16 protein-coding genes are annotated in these 17954 nt (G+C 47.4%); 13 read left to right on the top strand and 3 right to left on the bottom strand.

All coding sequences use genetic code 11. The features are described 5' to 3' along the window. Nucleotides 1–41: 41 nt before the first annotated feature. The 3 genes from LRL21_RS40210 (at nt 42) to LRL21_RS40200 (ending at nt 4487) form a co-directional block, all read left to right on the top strand. Nucleotides 42–2843: a cobyric acid synthase gene (locus tag LRL21_RS40210; protein ID WP_240421425.1), complete on the top strand. Its 2802-nt coding sequence runs from the start codon at nt 42–44 to the stop codon at nt 2841–2843. A 67-nt stretch (nt 2844–2910) separates the two neighbouring features. Continuing rightward, nucleotides 2911–3477, top strand: coding sequence for a cob(I)yrinic acid a,c-diamide adenosyltransferase (locus LRL21_RS40205; RefSeq protein WP_240421424.1), 567 nt, complete (start codon nt 2911–2913; stop codon nt 3475–3477). Then, the gene (locus tag LRL21_RS40200) at nt 3474–4487 is read left to right on the top strand and encodes an RluA family pseudouridine synthase (RefSeq protein WP_240421423.1); all 1014 of its coding nucleotides are present in this window, start codon (nt 3474–3476) and stop codon (nt 4485–4487) included. The genes LRL21_RS40205 and LRL21_RS40200 overlap by 4 nt, the downstream gene beginning before the upstream one ends. Here the strand turns inward: LRL21_RS40200 and LRL21_RS40195 are convergent. Beyond that, on the bottom strand, nt 4484–4867 hold the full coding sequence (locus tag LRL21_RS40195) for a PilZ domain-containing protein (protein WP_240421422.1): 384 nt from the start codon (nt 4865–4867) through the stop codon (nt 4484–4486). The genes LRL21_RS40200 and LRL21_RS40195 overlap by 4 nt on opposite strands. Before the next feature lie 213 nt (nt 4868–5080). Between LRL21_RS40195 and LRL21_RS40190 the strand changes: the two genes are divergently transcribed. The 8 genes from LRL21_RS40190 to LRL21_RS40155 all read left to right on the top strand — a co-directional run bounded on the left by LRL21_RS40190 (nt 5081) and on the right by LRL21_RS40155 (nt 12572). After that, nucleotides 5081–5461 carry an arsenate reductase family protein gene (locus LRL21_RS40190; RefSeq protein WP_240421421.1) on the top strand — a complete coding sequence of 127 codons (381 nt, stop codon included), beginning with the start codon at nt 5081–5083 and terminating at the stop codon, nt 5459–5461. 37 nt (nt 5462–5498) lie between these two features. Beyond that, on the top strand, nt 5499–6581 hold the full coding sequence (locus LRL21_RS40185; protein ID WP_240421420.1) for a site-2 protease family protein: 1083 nt from the start codon (nt 5499–5501) through the stop codon (nt 6579–6581). Nucleotides 6582–6617: 36 nt separating this feature from the next. Next, nucleotides 6618–7811, top strand: coding sequence for an aminotransferase class I/II-fold pyridoxal phosphate-dependent enzyme (locus LRL21_RS40180; protein WP_240421419.1), 1194 nt, complete (start codon nt 6618–6620; stop codon nt 7809–7811). 114 nt (nt 7812–7925) lie between these two features. Beyond that, nucleotides 7926–9008, top strand: a complete 1083-nt coding sequence (locus LRL21_RS40175) for a Gfo/Idh/MocA family protein (RefSeq protein WP_240421418.1) — start codon at nt 7926–7928, stop codon at nt 9006–9008. A 27-nt stretch (nt 9009–9035) separates the two neighbouring features. Further along, nucleotides 9036–10055 carry a Gfo/Idh/MocA family protein gene (locus LRL21_RS40170; protein ID WP_240421417.1) on the top strand — a complete coding sequence of 340 codons (1020 nt, stop codon included), beginning with the start codon at nt 9036–9038 and terminating at the stop codon, nt 10053–10055. Between the two features lie 188 nt (nt 10056–10243). Then, nucleotides 10244–11182 (top strand): AraC family transcriptional regulator, encoded by a 939-nt coding sequence (locus LRL21_RS40165; protein WP_275901133.1) that lies wholly within the window; start codon nt 10244–10246, stop codon nt 11180–11182. Nucleotides 11183–11234: 52 nt separating this feature from the next. Beyond that, nucleotides 11235–12041: a ferric iron reductase gene (locus LRL21_RS40160; RefSeq protein ID WP_240421416.1), complete on the top strand. Its 807-nt coding sequence runs from the start codon at nt 11235–11237 to the stop codon at nt 12039–12041. A 213-nt stretch (nt 12042–12254) separates the two neighbouring features. Then, the gene (locus LRL21_RS40155) at nt 12255–12572 is read left to right on the top strand and encodes a cupin domain-containing protein (protein WP_240421415.1); all 318 of its coding nucleotides are present in this window, start codon (nt 12255–12257) and stop codon (nt 12570–12572) included. A 245-nt stretch (nt 12573–12817) separates the two neighbouring features. Here LRL21_RS40155 and LRL21_RS40150 read toward each other — a convergent pair whose 3' ends face one another. Next, entirely contained in the window at nt 12818–13114 is a 297-nt protein-coding gene (locus tag LRL21_RS40150) for a DUF3055 domain-containing protein (RefSeq protein WP_240421414.1), read from the bottom strand. Between the two features lie 186 nt (nt 13115–13300). On the opposite strand from LRL21_RS40150, the gene ilvD reads away from it, so the two are divergent. Continuing rightward, the gene (gene ilvD / locus LRL21_RS40145) at nt 13301–14986 is read left to right on the top strand and encodes a dihydroxy-acid dehydratase (protein ID WP_240421413.1); all 1686 of its coding nucleotides are present in this window, start codon (nt 13301–13303) and stop codon (nt 14984–14986) included. Between the two features lie 113 nt (nt 14987–15099). On the opposite strand, the gene LRL21_RS40140 is transcribed toward ilvD, so the two are convergent. After that, on the bottom strand, nt 15100–15399 hold the full coding sequence (locus tag LRL21_RS40140; RefSeq protein WP_240421412.1) for a hypothetical protein: 300 nt from the start codon (nt 15397–15399) through the stop codon (nt 15100–15102). 160 nt (nt 15400–15559) lie between these two features. Between LRL21_RS40140 and LRL21_RS40135 the strand changes: the two genes are divergently transcribed. Further along, on the top strand, nt 15560–17827 hold the full coding sequence (locus LRL21_RS40135) for a helix-turn-helix domain-containing protein (RefSeq protein ID WP_240421411.1): 2268 nt from the start codon (nt 15560–15562) through the stop codon (nt 17825–17827). Nucleotides 17828–17954 lie beyond the last annotated feature (127 nt).

The raw sequence follows: 17954 nt of genomic DNA, 5'->3' as shown, positions 1-17954 counted from the left end.
AGTAAACCGATTGTATTTATCAGGATTGGGAGGATGGCATCATGTTAGAAAAGTATGGTCATGGCGGCGATTTATGGACGGCAGCAGAAACTTTTGGCAAAGCCAAGGGGCAATTTCTTGATTACAGCTCCAATATGAATCCGTTGGGTCCACCTGCCGTAGTGGAGCAGATTCTGCGGGAACATTGGCGCGATATGGCTGCCTACCCTGATCCGGCTGTAAGGGAGCTGCGCGGCAAGCTGGCCGAGCGATATAAGATACCTGTCGAATCGATCCTTGTAGGTAATGGGGCGGCCGAGCTGATTGATCTGGCTGTAAGAGTGCTTAAGCCCGCCGTGATGGCAGTAGCAAGACCTTCATTCTCGGAGTATGAGGAAGCTGCGGAAAAGATCGGCGGCCGCATTTTGAATGTACCTCTGCATGCACGTCACCATTTTGAGCTGCAGCTGTCCGATGTAGAGTATGCGCGTGCCGCTTCGGATTTGTTATTTCTGGGGTCTCCTAATAATCCGACAGGAAGGCTATTATCTGAACAAGTGAGAGCATGCTTAGCGAAGCCCGGTAAACCGGTCATTCTCGACGAGGCTTTTCTCGATTTTTGCCCTGAGGAAGATCAACTGACGATGATACGAATTGCAGCACAATCCAGTCATCTGATGGTTATTCGCTCGATGACGAAGTTTTATTCCATCCCAGGATTGCGGCTCGGCTTTATAGTGGCGCATCCGGAGCAAATTCGTCGGCTGCAGCGGCTGCAGGTCCAGTGGAGTGTCAACATGCTGGCTCAGCTTGTTGGCATCGGTGTGTTGAAGGATCACGATTATGAGCAAAGCACGTATAGCTGGTTAGCCAAAGAACGTCCATGGATGGTCGGTCAGCTGCAGCAGTTGGGTCTCCAGGTAACGCCGAGCGATACGAATTATATTTTGTTTTCGCTGAGTGGTCTTGGGCTGAGGGCGAAGGAGCTGCAGCAGGAAATGGGGCAGCGCGGCATATTAATAAGGGACGCTTCCCGATTCCATGGGCTGGATGAGACCTATGTCCGTGTAGCTATTCGATTGCGCGAGCATAATGAGCGGTTGATCATAGCGCTGCGGGATTCACTTGAAGCGTTGGCAGCACAGCAGTCGATAATGGATCGTGATTGGATCAAGTCCGGTGCTGTTGACCAAGGCGACATCGTGCAAGCTAACAATACCCCAAGAAATGAAGCAACAGCACATACTTTGAAAAAGGCAAGAAACGCAGCCGGAATTCCGCTGAAGCTGCAGCAGGCACCGACGCTGATGGTTCAAGGGACTTCCTCGGATGCGGGGAAGAGTCTGATCACGACTGCCTTTTGCCGTATTTTTGTGCAGGACGGCTACCTGGTTGCTCCATTTAAATCGCAAAACATGTCGCTCAATTCCTACGTCACATTGGATGGCAAGGAAATTGGACGCGCACAGGGGATGCAGGCCGATGCATGCCGGATTGTGGCAACAACCGATATGAACCCGATTTTGCTCAAACCGAAAAAAGACATGGTCGCCCAGGTCGTAGTACACGGCAAACCTTATCGTGACTATGATGCACGCACGTATCGGGAAAAGTATTTGCCCGAAGCGGAGCTGATCGTCAAGGATTCCTTGCAGCGGCTGCGTGAGACTTATGATGTTGTTGTGATTGAAGGCGCCGGAAGTCCTGCTGAGGTTAATCTCAAGGATCGAGATATTGTCAACATGCGGCTGGCTGGCTGGGCAGATGCCCCAGTTGTGCTGATTGCGGATATTGACAGGGGTGGAGTGTTCGCTTCACTGCTAGGTACGATGGAGATATTTACACCCGAGGAACAGGATCGTGTGAAAGGCTTTATTATCAACAAGTTCCGCGGTGATGTTACGCTGTTGAGGCCAGGCCTGGATTGGCTGGAGGCGCGCACAGGCAAGCCGGTGCTTGGCGTCATTCCCTTTTTGCCGGACCTTGAGCTGGAGGATGAGGATTCCGCTTCTCTGGATCGGAAGCTGTCTGCCGGAGGGCTGCAAGGCCACTCTAAAGAAACCGATGGTTATATTGATGGTACTGAGCATCCGAAGCTTGATATTGCTGTCATCAGGCTTCCACGCTTGTCCAACTTTACAGATGTGGACCCGCTTCTCTATGAGCAGGATGTGCAGGTACGTTACATCAGTTCACCACAGGAGCTTGGAGCTGCGGATGCGATCATCATCCCGGGCAGCAAAAACACGGTCGATGACCTGCTTTTTTTAAGAGAGACCGGATTGGAAAAAGCATTGCTTGAGCACGCGCGGCAAGGCGGGCATATCGTCGGCATATGCGCAGGGTATCAAATGCTGGGTGAACGACTGCTCGATCCGCTGCATGTCGAGTCTGACCGTCCCGAGACTGAGGGCATGGGTCTACTGCCGATCGAGACGACTTTTGCAGCAGACAAACGTACGGTACGTACCTCAGGCACGACTCGCTTGTTTGCTGCTGAGGATGAGCTGCTTACGATAAGCGGCTATGAAATTCATATGGGACAGACACGTTTCTTGCGTCCGGTCATACATCCTTTCCAGCTTCAAGAAGAGCATGGGGAGCTGGCACCGCATCCGGACGGGGCGATTACGGACAACGGCAAAGCATGGGGAACGTATGTACACGGGATTCTGCATAATGATGCATTTCGCAGAGCCTGGCTGAATGAGCTGCGGAGCAGTAAGGGCTGGGAGCCCAAAGGAATTGAGCTTGCTTTTCAAGCACGCAGGGAAACGGCGTTCGATCGGCTGGCCGATCATGTCAGAAGTCATTTGGATATGGCACGTTTATATGAGATGATAGGCGTAGATACGCAAGGCTAATTACAAGCACTTATACAAGTTATATAAATTGTTTCAAAATGATCTTATTCATAGAGGAGGCAGAACGATGAAAATTTATACGCGAACTGGTGATGCCGGGCAGACAGGAGTTATTGGAGGCAGAGTCGATAAGGATGATGTGCGTGTGGAAGCGTACGGAACTGTGGATGAATTAAAGTGCTTTGTCGGGCAGGCGATGGGTTTTCTGGACAAGGACAAATTCGAGGATTTGCTCCATGATTTGCTGGAAATTCAGCATGAGCTGTTTGATTGCGGTTCGGATCTGGCGCTGCTCAAGCAGGAGCTTCGCCCTTACAAGGTAACCGCTGAAATGGTAGACCGGCTGGAAGCATGGATTGACAAGTATGACGCGGAAACACCGGATATTACGAAGTTTATTTTACCAGGGGGAAGTCTTGCATCTTCGACGCTGCATGTATGCCGGACCGTGTGCCGTCGGGCAGAGCGCCGAGTTGTTACACTGGCTCGCACACAACCGATCAATGAAGAGGTACGTCGTTATTTGAACCGTTTATCGGATTTGTTTTTTACCGTTGCCCGTTTGGCCAACAGCCGCATCGATGTGAAAGATATTGAATACGCGCGCAGTGCTACCGTGTTTCGACGCAAATGAGCAGCTATTACGAGCCTTTAACATACACGGTTTCAGTGGAAGAAGACGGCTTTTATCTGAAAACGATTTTGCAAAATCGAATGAATGTGTCCCGCAAGCTGCTGTCCCGATTGAAGCTTACCGAGCAGGGGATTTTACTTAATGGGCAGCGTGAATACATCAGCGTCCGCGTTCATACCGGAGATGTGATTGAGGTCCGCATGGAACAGGAGGAGTCCGAGGACATCCTGCCGCAGGAGCTGCCGCTTGATATACTTTTTGAGGATGAGCATCTGCTGATCGTCAACAAAGCGGCTGGGATGATCGTGCATCCAACCCATGGTCATTATGTCAACACGCTGGCGAACGGGGTCGTTCATTATTGGCAGCAGCAGGGAAAAAGCTACCGTTTTCGCCCGATTCATCGCTTGGATCAGGAGACGTCCGGTACGCTGGCTGTTGCCAAAAACCCGTTTGTGCAGCAGCAGGTGTCGGAGCAAATGAAAGCCAATCTGGTGAAAAAGGAGTACGTAGCGCTGCTGTACGGCGTTATGGGGCAGGACGAGGGTACCGTGAACGCACCGATTGATCGAGACCCGGAGCAGCCTCATATACGAATCGTGACAGAATCCGGTTATCCGGCGGTAACGCATTATAAAGTGGAGCAGCGCTTCGAGGAAGTGACGCTGGTGCGTCTATGGCTGGAAACCGGACGTACCCATCAAATCCGTGTGCATATGCAGCATCTTGGACATCCGCTGGTTGGCGATAAGCTCTATAAAAGGCAGCAGGCAGAGCTAGATGAACAGATAGCTGCGGACTTGGTTGAAACCGAACTAAAGGATCCTTTGACAGGGGCAGCACTCGATGAACCTTCAATATCGGATAAACATCCAACGCTCGTCCTGGAGCGGCATGCCCTGCATGCCATTAAGCTTGGATTTAACCACCCTGCCACCAAGCAGTGGATTGAATTTCATGCTCCATTGCCCTTTGATATCGAGACCTATATGGCACAGCTGCAAGGCTAACTGACCTTGGGTGAGTTACTTGAAGCTTTAGTATAAACTTTCAACTCCTCGATAATAGTCGCGCTGAGGCCGCTGTTTTTTTCGAAAAGCACCCCGTAGCTGTGGTAGCTTAGTGAGGATTGCTGCCATCTTAAATAACCGACGACGGTGATATCCTTATCGGTAAAGTTAAACCCGATCTGTATTTTAATGCGATTGGCTTTGCAATTCAGATTCAGCTTACTTTCGATTCTACAGCCATTTCTGCTTAAATCTATTAGCTTGGCATATACGATTTTGCTTGAGAGGACAGAACCGTTAATCTCCGTAATTTCAAATGAACAGTCTACAGGTTTAGTAAAAATATAACGGAAGGGTTCTTTTCTCCGACTTGTAAACATGAATAGACCTCCAATATGTATCAAATTCTATATAATATTCTATACAAATTGTATCATCGGGGCTGTCCAATATCCATGAGAGGTTATGTAGGGTCGTGTCGAAACCAATGAGAGCTATTGAAGGGTTTTGTCGCATACAGGCTGTTTATTGGGCAATGGCTAATTTTTATATGATAGATGAATCCTGTATAATAAACACTAGAAGACGGAAGGATGATCAGCTTGACTGCTCCCAAAAAAGTTCTTATATATCATTATCCTAAATGCGGCACCTGCCGGAATGCATTGAAATCCTTACAGCAAAAAGGTGCGGAGGTTGAGAAAATCGATTTGTTCGAATCCCCGCCTGAGCGAGAGCAACTAAAAAAGCTGATTGAACAAAGCGGTCTTGAGATTAAAAAGTGGTTTAATACGTCTGGCGAGGTTTATAAAGAACAAGGTCTCAAGGATAAGCTGCCGCAAATGACAGATGAGCAAAAGATTGATCTGCTGGCTTCCAATGGACGTTTGATCAAGCGGCCTATCGCCACCGATGGCACTCATGTAACCGTTGGTTATAAAGAGGAGCAATATGAACAGGAATGGGGCCATTAACAGTGCCACCAGAGTAAGTTATAGAGGAGCGTGACCATTGTTGCAGCGTAAGAAAAAAAATAATAAGAATCCCTTCTGGCTGCTCGGATCCGGGTTAATATTTTTATTGGCGCAAGGCAAGTGGCTGATTGGACTATTAAAGGTTGGTAAGTTCGGCGGCGTGTTTGTATCCATGCTGATTTCCATTGGAGCTTACGCATTGCTGTTTCCCTGGAGCTTTGCCATCGGATTCGTGCTCTTGATTTTTGTACATGAAATGGGGCACGTGATTGCAGCCAAGCAAAAAGGCTTACCCGTTTCAGCACCTATGTTCATCCCGTTTCTGGGGGCCATGATCAGTATGAAGCGTCACCCGAGGGATGCGGTTACGGAAGCGTATGTGGGGATTGGTGGACCCGTACTTGGTACAGTAGGAGCATTGGTCGTGTTTGGCTTGGGCTATTATTTAAATAGTAAGTTCCTGTATAGCCTGGCGCAGGCCGGCTTTCTGATCAATTTGTTTAATTTGATCCCGATTCACCCGCTGGATGGGGGGAGAATTGTAACAGCAGTCTCCAGATGGCTGTGGCTGGTTGGTTTGATCGGGGGGCTTGTGCTGATCATCTACAACTTTAATATTATTTTGTTAATTATTTGGGCGCTGTTCGCTTACGATTTGTATAACAAATATGTCAGGCATCGGAAAACAGGCAGTGAACCTCGTGCCATTGCAGCGAGCTTTCTGATTCCGGCAGAGCCGTTAATTGAGCAGGGCTACCTGATTCCAGGTGAGGAGCATAAGCGTGAGCTGCCATTCCTGACCTACTCGGATCTTGAAGGGCAACAATTTGTAGAGGTCAACTGGGAAGGCTTGAATTTCCATGGAACGATTGCGCTGGGAAGACAAGCTTTGATCCGCCGCACACACGTAGTTCGATTGGAACGGTTGAAGAAAGAGGACGGACTTTATTTGATGGTTCATATTCAGGTAGATTACGAGCCTTTTGAAAATGATAAATATTATGAAGTGCCAACAGCATCCCGTTGGAAATTTGGAATCGCCTATTTGGCGCTTGCCGGATTTTTATATGGCATGATGACGTTCGTGCAAAAGCTGAGTCACGCTTCATCTGGGATGTAAGGGTATAAGAGTTACTTAAGCTTATGGGAGGCATATATGAAACGATTTCAATCACAGCGGTTATCCTTATTGGGTTCCGCTATTTTTTCTGAAATGGCACAGTGGAAGGAAGAGGTTATCGCAAGTGGTCTTGATGTGATTGACCTGGGTATCGGCAGTCCGGACCAGCCGCCTTCAGAACGGGTCATGCAAGCCATGGAGCAGGCTGTACGCAAGCCTGAGAATTATGGATACCCTACCTCTGAGGGAAGCTTGGCTTTTCGTGAGACGGTAGCGCGATGGTATCAACACCGGTTCGGCGTACAGCTGGATGCAGCGACAGACATTATCACGTTGATGGGCTCGCAGGATGGTCTGGCCCATTTGGCTATGGCGGTTACCGATCCAGGTGATGTGGTGCTGCTCCCGGACCCCGGTTATCCGATCTATGCAGGAAGTCTTGTGCTGGCTGGTGTGACTCCCTTTTTCCTACCGCTTAGAGAGGAACATGATTATTTACCTAAGCTTGAGGACATTCCAGAGGAAACAGCTCGTCAAGCCAAATTTATTTTGCTTAATTATCCGAGCAATCCATTATCGGCGGTTGCGCCGCGACATTTTTTTGAACGGCTGGTCGCTTATGCGAAGCAATACGAGCTGTTGATTGTGCATGATCTTGCTTACTCGGAGCTGGCATTTGATGATTTTCAGCCTATCAGTATTTTGGAGATCGAAGGCGCAAAGGAGGTTGCTGTCGAGTTTCATTCTTTATCCAAAAGCTTTAATATGGCTGGCTGCCGAATCGCCTTTATGGTAGGTCAGCCCGATGCCGTCCACGCGCTTCGTCTACTGAAATCCAACATCGATTATGGGGTGTTTAAGGCTGTGCAGGAAGCTGGCATTGCCGCTTTGGAGGAGGATATGGAGCAGGAGCATTCGGTTGCTGCCTTGTATGAGAAACGTCGTGATATCGTGATTGACGGGCTTGCTGCAGTTGGCTGGTCCATACCCAAGCCCCGAGCAACGATGTTTATTTGGGCGCGTATTCCTGAGGGCTGGACTTCTCGACAAATTTCCCGGGAAATGCTGTATGCGGTTGGTGTGGTGGTCATTCCCGGAGATGCGTTCGGTTCAGAGGGTGAAGGCTATGTTCGTATTGCGCTGGTCCAGGATGAAGACAAGCTGAACGAGGCTGTAAGGCGTATAGGTCAATTTTTACGGGAACGACCTGTGTACAATTTTATTCAATAGATACTTAAAGATGTCATAAAATCATACTTTTGGTTGTCATTAAATTGCAATTCAAACTTCGATCTAAACATGCTACTATGTAACCAAGTCATTATTTTATAGGAGGATACATACGTGTCGAATGTAGTAAAAGTAGGAATAATCGGTTGTGGAGGCATTGCCAACGGTAAACATCTACCAAGCTTGTCCAAGCTGGGAACAGTTGAGCTTGTCGCTTTTTGTGACATTGTTGTGGAGAAAGCTCATGAAGCGGCTAAACAATATGGTGTCGTAGGAGCTAAGGTTTATGAAAACTATACCGAGCTATTAAAAGATGGTTCTATTGATGTCATCCATGTGTGTACACCGAATGATTCGCATGCTGAAATTTCCATCGCAGCCTTGGAGTCGGGCAAGCATGTTATGTGTGAAAAACCAATGGCTAAGACGGCAGCTGACGCTCGTCGTATGGTGGAGGTTGCCAAACGTACAGGCAAGAAGCTGACAGTTGGCTACAATAATCGTTTCCGTCCCGACAGTCTGTATTTGAAGCAGGTTGCTTCGAATGGTGATTTGGGTGATATATATTTTGCCAAGGCCCATGCGATTCGTCGTCGCGCTGTACCTACATGGGGTGTGTTTCTGGATGAAGAAAAACAAGGCGGAGGTCCGCTGATTGATATTGGTACACATGCCCTTGATTTGACGCTATGGGTGATGGACAATTACGAGCCGAAGGCTGTTCTCGGTACTACTTTTCACAAATTGTCGCAAAAAGAGAACGCTGCCAATGCATGGGGCTCATGGGATCCGAAAAAATTCACGGTTGAAGATTCGGCTTTTGGCATGATTACGATGAAAAATGGCGCTACCATCATTCTCGAATCCAGCTGGGCATTGAATACGCTGGATGTGAAGGAAGCTAAATGTACCTTGAGCGGTACTGAAGGCGGAGCAGATATGGAAGACGGCTTGCGTCTGAATGGCGAAAAGCACAGCCGCTTGTATAAGAATCAAATCGAGCTGGGTGCAAAAGGCGTGGATTTCTATGACGGCAAGCAAGAAAGCATGCAGGATACTGAGCTTCGTCTGTGGATAGATGCGGTCATCAATGATACGCAGCCGATTGTAACACCTGAGCAAGCGTGCGTCGTTTCGGAAATTTTGGAAGCTATTTATGAATCCGCAAAAACCGGCAAAGCCGTTTACTTCGAATAATAAAGTAAGCTAGAGGAGGAAGCATTCTTGATCAACGTTGCTATATTAAGCTTCTGGCATGTTCATGCCAAAGATTATACACGTGATGCTATCGAGCATCCGGATACGCAGGTTGTCGCATTATGGGACGAAGATGCTGAACGTGGACGTAAGGAAGCGGCAGGGCGCGGCTTCAAATTTTATGAAAATTTGGATGAATTGCTGGCACAGCCGGACATTCAGGGCGTTGTAGTGGTAACACCTACGAACGTGCATCGCGATGTTATCATTGCGGCAGCCAAAGCAGGCAAACATATTTTCACAGAAAAGGTCGTTGCTACAACGCTGCATGAGTGCAATGAGATTCTCGCAGCTATCGAGGAAGCGGATGTCAAGCTGACAGTGTCGCTGCCGCGCTTGAACGAGTACTACACCCTGGCTGTACAGGATATTTTAAACCAGGGGCTGCTTGGTGATGTGACGTTGGTTCGTACCCGGCTTTCTCATAACGGAGGCATACCTTCGGAGCGGGCAGCGAACGGCTGGCTTCCAGAACGTTTCTTTAATCGGGAGCAGTGCGGCGGCGGAGCCATGATCGATTTGGGCTGCCATCCGATGTATTTGGCTCGTTTGTTCCTTGGACTTCCCGAGAGCATCAGCGCTAATTATGGTTATGTGACAGGTAAGGAAGTTGAGGATAATGCAGTTTCCGTGCTGCGTTACGCGAATGGTGCCTTAGCCGTCGTTGAAGCGGGCTTCGTTAATGCGTTCTCGCCTTTTGTCATCGAGGTACATGGTACTGAGGGAAGTCTGCTGTATTCCACTCATGATAACAAGCTGCTGGTTCGCAGTACGAAGCAAGGACCGGATGTGAAGGAGTGGCAGGTTCAAACCGAGCTTCCGGCAAGCAGCCCTATAGCATTCGCCCAATGGGTCAGCCACATTCAAAATGGAACAACAGCTGATGAAAATATTCAGCTTGCACTGGACCTGACACGTTTGATGGAGGCTTCGAATCGATCTTCCCAATCGGGTGCTGCATTCAAGCTGAGTGATTTGGCTGAGTAATCAGACTCATAAATGCGTGAATGAACCCTTTGTATATTACAAAAAGAAAGGCTTGTGCGTAACTGGTGAATCAGCCAGAGGCGCGCGGCCTTTTCCCATTTATAGTTGCTCAGATGGCAGGAAATGAGGAGGTAAGTAGTTTGGAGATACATGGAAGATCGACCCCCAAGCCATACCCTTATGAGCTTATGCTGGAGCAGGGACATGCACTGGATCGCCTGGATGTAGAGTTCCGCTGGGGCCATTATGGAATTCGTATGCTGAGATTTCATCATACGACCTTTAGTCCAGGCAAAATAGTATCCTTCCATAAGCATTCCGAATTTGAATTCCACTACATTCCTCGGGGCAAAGGCAAGGTCATTCTCGGAGAGGTTCCTTATTCGCTGCAGGAAGGCATGCTCTATCTGACCGGTCCCAATCTGGTGCATTACCAGGAGGCGGATGCTCTTGAAGCGATGGATGAGCTATGCCTGCATATCGATATTGTCAAGCTGGACCATGATGAAACTCCACGAGAAGGAGGCGTTGAAAGTGAACCGTCCTGTGATTGGGGGCGCCGTTCGGAAATTGCGGAAGCCGAGGCTTGCATCCAGCAGCTCAAGCATCTGCCTGCCAAACCGGTGCTCGATCAATATCGGGCCATGGAATGCTTTCTGAATGCCTATCGGGCGTGGTACGAGAATCAGCCTGGGCTGTTTACCGTAATCAAGCAGTCGATTATTCAGATTCTTTTGCGTACAACGCGCGCTTATGCTTCTGGACCACAAACGGATATTCCATCGCGTAATATGAAGCAATACCGCTATAAGCTGGCTGTACAGTTTATCAAGGATAATTACATGGAGCCGCTGACACTGGAGGTTGTGGCCGAACGTGTGCAGATTAGCCCGCGTCAGCTGCAGCGGATTTTTCGTGACCATACGGGAGGTACGTTCAGCGAATATATCGAGCATGTGCGTCTTACCCATATTTGCAATGAGCTGAGCCTAAGCGATCAAACCATTGATCAGATTGCATTCCAGAACGGGTTTTCCAGCGCCAATTATTTGCATTATGTGTTCAAAAGAAAGTTGGGATCGACTCCGATGAAATATAGGGATCAGCATCGAAGATTGACAACATAAATGAGAACTATTATCATTTATTCAACGCTTTATTTGAATGGGGTGCTTGATAATGGGGAAGATCGATTTTGATTATTTGGAAAAGCATATGTATTTTGTGAAAACAGAGCTGCCTGAAGCTCTGTTTCGGCTTGAGCTTGCTGACTTGGTGGACAAAGGCAATGCCGAGCAGTTGATTGAGCAATACGGACCTGTGCTAAAAGCGATGAAGCCGGAGGTTGCGGCCACTTATTTTTCGTTATGGTTCGCATGGGTCTGTGCAGCGCTTCAGTATACGATCTCCCATCACGATGCTGCTTATAACCTGTCCCTGCATAATCTGAGCGGGCAGGTGCATTTGTTCAATAATCGGCCGCGCTGGGCGTTTCAGCTCCATGATTCCGACAGCTTGTCTGTTCCCTGTACGGATAGAAATGATTGGAGGAAGCAGGTGCTGAGCTCCTTTTACAGTAATGAAGTAGCTCCGCTGATGGCGTCAATTGCGGCTGCTGTTGGAATTAATGTTGGTCAGCTCTGGGGTCAGCTCGCTACGCGTCTTCATTATGCCTATGATGCATCGCAGAAAGAGGCTGAAACCGATCAGCTGCGACTTACAATCGAGGAGGATTTTAACTTTCTCCGATACGGGCTTGCCCCAGAAATATTCGGCAGAAAAAAGAACCCGTTTGACATCCAGTTTCGTCATATCGATAATCCGCGTATCCCGGGAGAAACGATGCGGATCAAGGCCTCATGCTGCCTTGCCTATTTAACGGATACAGGCCATGGCTATTGTTATTCCTGTCCGCGGATGGGGGAAGACGAGCGTATGGAGCAGCGTATGAAGATTGAAGCAACCTTGCTGGTGTCTGGCAAATAGTTAGATTATAAAACCAGCCAAGCTCCTATGTTAAATTGTATGGGATTATTGATAAGGAATTTATACAAGTGAATATAAAAAAATCCAGCACAATCACGATTGAGATATGTTACCATGGAATATGGACACGCTTACGAAGTCAGTTTTCTTCGAAAACTCTAAAGTTAACGCTTACGAAGTCAGTTTTCTTCGAAAACTTTTAGGAGGTTCACAATGAGCAATATTGGAGTATGGGAAAATGCAGAGCCTGGAGTCAAAAGAAAGATTTTTGAGCCGGGCCAAACGATCATGATGATGGAAGTTCATTTCGAGGAAAATGCCGAGGGCTACGAGCACAGCCATCCGCATGAGCAATTTTCTTACTGTATCAAGGGCAGGCTGGAGTTCACTATTGATGGACAAAAGCATGTCATTGGGCAGGGTGAAACGATCTACATCCCGAGCAACGCCAAGCATGGTGCCAAAGCGATTGAGCCAAGTATTCTGCTCGATACGTTCACGCCGGTGCGGGAAGATCTGGTAAAACGCTAAATCATCATAGCAAGATCATAAAAGAGCCCGCGGAGGGCTCTTTTTGTAATGTAACGCTAAAGATCTTATTAACAAATTCTAGAAGTCTGGTGAATAAAGAGCGGAGCGACCAAATGATCCTGGAGAAGCGTAAGCGCTCGCCTTTGAAATCGTGAATAAACCTCTTATTTTCATCCAATTTCATATTTCAACAGCGATCGGAAGGATATTTGGTCGTGCAGCGGGACTTATTCACCGGACTTCTACTAAAGATCCGTGAAGTTAATCGTGCCTACGACCATCGACAGGAAGTTGGTCAGCTCAGCCGCTTCTTCCTCCGTCAGTTTATACACATGCTCGAGGTAGCCTTCTTCATCCAGATCGTCAGGTCCGATGACAGCGGTACGTCCTGATTGCAGATCGGTAATCAGCTTTTTTCCATAGAAGCGGTTCGTCGATGTGATTGCCAGGTCAAACCGGTGCATGGAATTATCACCAACAAAACAAACAAAGCGTGTACGTGTATCTTCTTGCGAATCGTATAATAAATCAAATTCTGCCATTACTGCGGGTCACTCCGTTCCTATAACTGCCATTGTACAATCGATTATACATGAAGAAGCAGATACGGGCAAAAGATGATTGAGGGATTTTGACACATATCGTTTTCATTTGCCTCCAAACATGATAGAATTTATAGAATGCTAAAAAATTCGCACCTGATTATATACTAGGAGGTTTCACATCCAATGTCCAAACCAAAAATGAGAAGCGATATGATTAAAAAAGGCTTCGACCGCGCACCGCACCGCAGCTTATTGCGTGCAGCTGGTGTTAAAGAAGAAGATTTCGATAAGCCGTTTATTGCGGTATGTAATTCCTATATCGATATCGTTCCAGGTCACGTTCACCTTCAGGAGTTCGGTAAAATCGTTAAGGAAGCTATCCGCGAGGCGGGCGGTGTACCTTTTGAATTCAACACCATCGGTGTAGATGACGGGATTGCCATGGGTCATATCGGTATGCGTTATTCCTTGCCAAGCCGTGAAATTATTGCGGATTCCCTTGAAACTGTAGTTGCAGCACACTGGTTTGACGGTATGGTCTGTATTCCGAACTGTGATAAAATTACACCGGGTATGATGATGGGCGCTTTGCGTGTGAATATCCCGACGATTTTCGTCAGCGGTGGCCCGATGAAAGCCGGTAAAGACAAAAACGGTAGATCGATTTCGCTATCCAGCGTTTTTGAAGGCGTAGGAGCGTATCAAGCTGGTAAAATTGACGATCAAAGTCTGCTTGAGCTTGAGCAATACGGATGTCCGACCTGCGGTTCATGTTCGGGTATGTTTACAGCCAATTCAATGAACTGTCTGGCTGAAGGCTTGGGCCTGGCCCTGCCAGGTAACGGTACGATTCTGGCAGTTGCTGAAGAGCGCAAAGACTTCGTTAGACAATCCGCTGCGCAGCTGATGGAAATTATCAAATTGGACATTAAGCCTCGTGATATTGTAACAATCGAAGCTATCGATAACGCATTTGCTCTGGATATGGCAATGGGCGGTTCGACAAACACTGTGCTTCATACATTGGCTTTGGCGCATGAAGCGGGTTTTGAATATCCAATCGAGCGCATCAACGAAGTGGCTAACCGTGTACCGCATTTGGCTAAGATCGCTCCAGCTTCTGATTATCACATCGAAGATGTGCATAACGCAGGTGGTGTGAGTGCAATCATTAATGAGCTGCTCAAGAAACCGGGTGCTCTGAACGGAGACTGTATTACCGTATCAGGTAAAACATTGCGTGAGAATGTAGCTGGCTGCGAAATCGTGAATAAGGATGTTATTCATCCATTGGATAATCCTCATTCCGAGCGCGGCGGCTTGGCAGTTTTGTTCGGTAATCTCGCTCCGGACGGATCGATCATCAAGGTTGGTGCAGTGGATAAAGAAGTGGGCGGCAGACATGTGGGTCCTGCTATTTGCTTCGATTCTCAGGAAGAAGCATTGTCCGGTATCGCTAACGGAAAAGTCAAAGAAGGCCATGTTGTTGTCATTCGTTACGAAGGTCCAAAGGGTGGACCGGGAATGCCGGAAATGCTGGCACCTACTTCACAAATTGTTGGGATGGGTCTTGGTGCGAAGGTTGGTTTGATCACGGATGGTCGTTTCTCGGGAGCTTCCCGCGGGATCAGCATCGGTCATATTTCGCCGGAAGCGGCTGAAGGTGGTCCGATTGCTTTCGTTGAGGACGGAGACATCATCGAGCTGGATTTGATCGAACGCCGTATTGAGTTGAAAATTTCCGATGAGGAAATGCACCGTCGCAAGTCCAACTGGAAAGGCTTTGAGCTGAAAGTGAAAACAGGCTACTTGGCCCGTTACTCGAAGCTGGTTACTTCCGCAAGTACTGGCGGCGTCATGAAGATTTAATTTGATAGCACTCGTATATATAGCAGCATAGCCTGCATCTGAAAAGGCAGCAGAGAATGTCGATGACATTCTCTCTGCCGTTTTTGTTTTTTGCTCGTCTGCATCCAATGAAATCAAGACTCGATTTGCCCGTCATCTTCTACGTCATGTGTAGGATGATCTCCAGGATAATCACGGGACAGACCTGCATGCAGCTCACGATTTTCATAGGTGAAACGGTTAGGCGGGCGTTGATCTATGCGCCATGGACTGCTTTTGCCAAGAGATTCTGTCAGATGTGTTGATCCATAGGGGCCTTCCGGGAATTCCTCTGCCGTGAGATCGTTTCTTTGGGATTCGACTGTTTTGAAATCTGTATATCGATTCCGATCCTCCTTAATAAAACCCTCTTGATTCGTTTCTGTACCCATCATGGTTCCCCCTAATTGTCCAAAGTATCGTTTTAGGATGACCACCTCTGTATAAAAAAATTCTTGAGTTACAAATACAATTTATGTCATGATAGTACAACGACTTACATAAAGAGGTGAGGGTGATTTGTTAAAAGGGAGATTTTTTCGCAACAGCCTCATATTGATTTTATTAATTTCAAGCATTCCAGGTGTTATTGTTGGTATTATTATTTATTGGATGGGCGGGGACCGTCTGGAAAATGAAATGCTGCAGCTGCATAAGAGTCAAATCGTACAGAGAGCCGCTAATGTCGATGACCAGTTCACCTATCTGGAAAATTCGCTTGCTCATTGGGCATTCGATCCCAAATTTAATAGCAGCCTGAAGGATGTTAATTTTTATTCGGAATTTGAAATTGCCCGTGATGTGACCAAGACATTGGGTGTCATGCAAGGTTCAAGTCCGCTGGCCAAGCAGGTGGAGCTGTTCCTCAATGGCATGAAGCCAATCCGTTTTTATCCCGAGTATGATGTGATACAGAACAGGACATTCATGGATAGTTACATCGATATGCTATCACAAGGAAAACTGGTTTTTTGGTCCGATCTCCCGGCCGATCCGGGTATAGTGGATGCAACCGATTTGACGTTAGTTCATAAACTGCCAGGTGTTAATTTTGAACCGTTTGGTGCCCTGCTGGTTCGTGTGGACAAAGAGAAAGCATCCAATCTGTTGAAAACGCTAACACCGTACAACGTAGGTGAAACCTTCATCATGCAAAATGATGGAAATGTGCTTCTATCCAGTGCAGGAACAGCAAATTCAATTGGCTTTGACGAGGTTCTAAGGAACGAAGTGATGAAGGGAGGAGCCCAAACCGGTTCCTTCCTGTACGACTGGAAAAACACGACCTATACGGTATCCTATGGCACGTTTTCGCGGGTTGGCTCGGATTGGATTTATGTCTCGGCTTCACCGATTAATGCGATTACGAAACCGGTTGTGTTCATTTCCAAGCTGATTCTCTCCGTCAGCTGCACCGCGCTGCTGCTAGCATTTATCCTGTCGTGGCTGGCATCCCGCAAGATTTATTCACCGATTGATCGATTGATCCGTTTGCTTGCGGCCAACAAGCTGTTTGTGGGCAGTACGAACGAACAGACGGATGAATTTAAAATGATCGAAAAGGAATGGCTGCATCTAAGCAGAGAAAGCATTACCCTGCAAAACAAGCTGGAGCAGCAGCTGCCACATGTGAAGGAAGGCTTCCTGCTTCAATTGGTGCAAGGCTTTCTGTATGCCTATTCGGAAGAAGATTTGAAGAAGCGGATGAGAAACTTTGACTGGATTGTGGACGACCAGCAATTTCAGGTGATGCATATTCAATTGACCGGTTTTGAAAATTTAGAGGGCAGGTTTTCATTGGGTGACGAGGGTCTGGTTACGTTTGCTGCGGCGAACATTATTGAAGAGCTGGCGGCCAATCGCTTGGAACAGGCCAGTACCGTCAACTTCCACGATTTATCGATCGGTGTGCTTATCATTGTCTCTCCAGATCGGCCGTTTACAGACAAGCTGCAAGCGTTTAGCGAGGAATTGATGCATACGATCAATCATATTTTAAAGCTGCAGGTTTCCATAGCTATCGGGAAAACGACTCCCTTGATTGCCCAGATCCCTTTTCGTTATGAAGAAGCCAAACAGGCCTTGAGCTATCGCAATTTTGAAAATGAAAATCAGATGCTGGATCTGGAGACACTTGAAGTCAGTGAAGAAATGAATGAGCTGCGTTACCCGTTCGTACTGGAGCGCGAAATTATACAAATGCTGCGTACAGGTCAGCAGCAGGAGGCTGAGCACACGATTGTGCTGTTTTTGGAGGAGCTGTTGGAACGAAGGGCCAAGGAAATTGATATTCAGCAGGGAATGCTTCAGCTTCTGGGCAGCATCCTGCATGCTATCCGCCATTCCGGTATGGACCCGAGCCGAGTGTATAAATCAGCCAATCTGTATGAACAGCTGACCCAGATCCGTGAGCCGCAGAAAATGTTGAATTGGTTTAATGCCAAGGTCATACACCCTTTTGTGAGGGAGCTGGAGGCTCGTTCCGATGTGCAGGTCAAAAAGGTTGTGGAGTCGGCAATGATCTATTTGCAAAATGAGTATATGAATGAAATTTCATTGGACAGCTGTGCAGAGCATACCGGGATGAATGCCGTCTCGCTCAGCAAATCATTCAAGCAGGTAAATGGGAAAAACTTCATAGATTACTTGACCGAGCTGCGAATAGGGAAGGCCAAAGAGCTGCTCCGTGATACAGAGCTGAAAATAAACGATGTTGCCGTACAGGTCGGGTATCAGCATAGTTATTTTAACCGAATATTTAAAAAGCAGGAAGGTATAACGCCGAGCCATTATCGGGAGATGAGCCGGCATACATATATATAATCACTAGCGTTGCATTAATTTTCTCTGAATGTTCATAATCTTCTGTCTATAGAAAGTTCAGACACAAAAAAATCCTTTACAATGAAATGGCAGGTAGTACCTGTCCATAATCCATTGAAAGGATTAG

Origin of the sequence: Paenibacillus periandrae, from assembly GCF_022458865.1 — a bacterium.
GTDB classification, from domain to species: domain Bacteria; phylum Bacillota; class Bacilli; order Paenibacillales; family NBRC-103111; genus Paenibacillus_S; species Paenibacillus_S periandrae.
The sequence above is the reverse complement of the archived record's forward strand: the minus strand, read 5'-3'. Positions and strand labels throughout refer to the sequence as shown.

Excerpts from the sequence above, each read along its gene's own strand:
- LRL21_RS40165 (WP_275901133.1), top strand. The coding sequence starts at position 10,244 with ATGCTGGAGCAGGGACATGCACTGGATCGCCTGGATGTAGAGTTCCGC.
- LRL21_RS40200 (WP_240421423.1), top strand. The coding sequence starts at position 3,474 with ATGAGCAGCTATTACGAGCCTTTAACATACACGGTTTCAGTGGAAGAA.
- LRL21_RS40190 (WP_240421421.1), top strand. The coding sequence starts at position 5,081 with ATGATCAGCTTGACTGCTCCCAAAAAAGTTCTTATATATCATTATCCT.
- ilvD (WP_240421413.1), top strand. The coding sequence starts at position 13,301 with ATGTCCAAACCAAAAATGAGAAGCGATATGATTAAAAAAGGCTTCGAC.
- LRL21_RS40195 (WP_240421422.1), bottom strand. The coding sequence starts at position 4,867 with ATGTTTACAAGTCGGAGAAAAGAACCCTTCCGTTATATTTTTACTAAA.
- LRL21_RS40140 (WP_240421412.1), bottom strand. The coding sequence starts at position 15,399 with ATGATGGGTACAGAAACGAATCAAGAGGGTTTTATTAAGGAGGATCGG.
- LRL21_RS40210 (WP_240421425.1), top strand. The coding sequence starts at position 42 with ATGTTAGAAAAGTATGGTCATGGCGGCGATTTATGGACGGCAGCAGAA.
- LRL21_RS40205 (WP_240421424.1), top strand. The coding sequence starts at position 2,911 with ATGAAAATTTATACGCGAACTGGTGATGCCGGGCAGACAGGAGTTATT.
- LRL21_RS40180 (WP_240421419.1), top strand. The coding sequence starts at position 6,618 with ATGAAACGATTTCAATCACAGCGGTTATCCTTATTGGGTTCCGCTATT.
- LRL21_RS40150 (WP_240421414.1), bottom strand. The coding sequence starts at position 13,114 with ATGGCAGAATTTGATTTATTATACGATTCGCAAGAAGATACACGTACA.
- LRL21_RS40155 (WP_240421415.1), top strand. The coding sequence starts at position 12,255 with ATGAGCAATATTGGAGTATGGGAAAATGCAGAGCCTGGAGTCAAAAGA.
- LRL21_RS40160 (WP_240421416.1), top strand. The coding sequence starts at position 11,235 with ATGGGGAAGATCGATTTTGATTATTTGGAAAAGCATATGTATTTTGTG.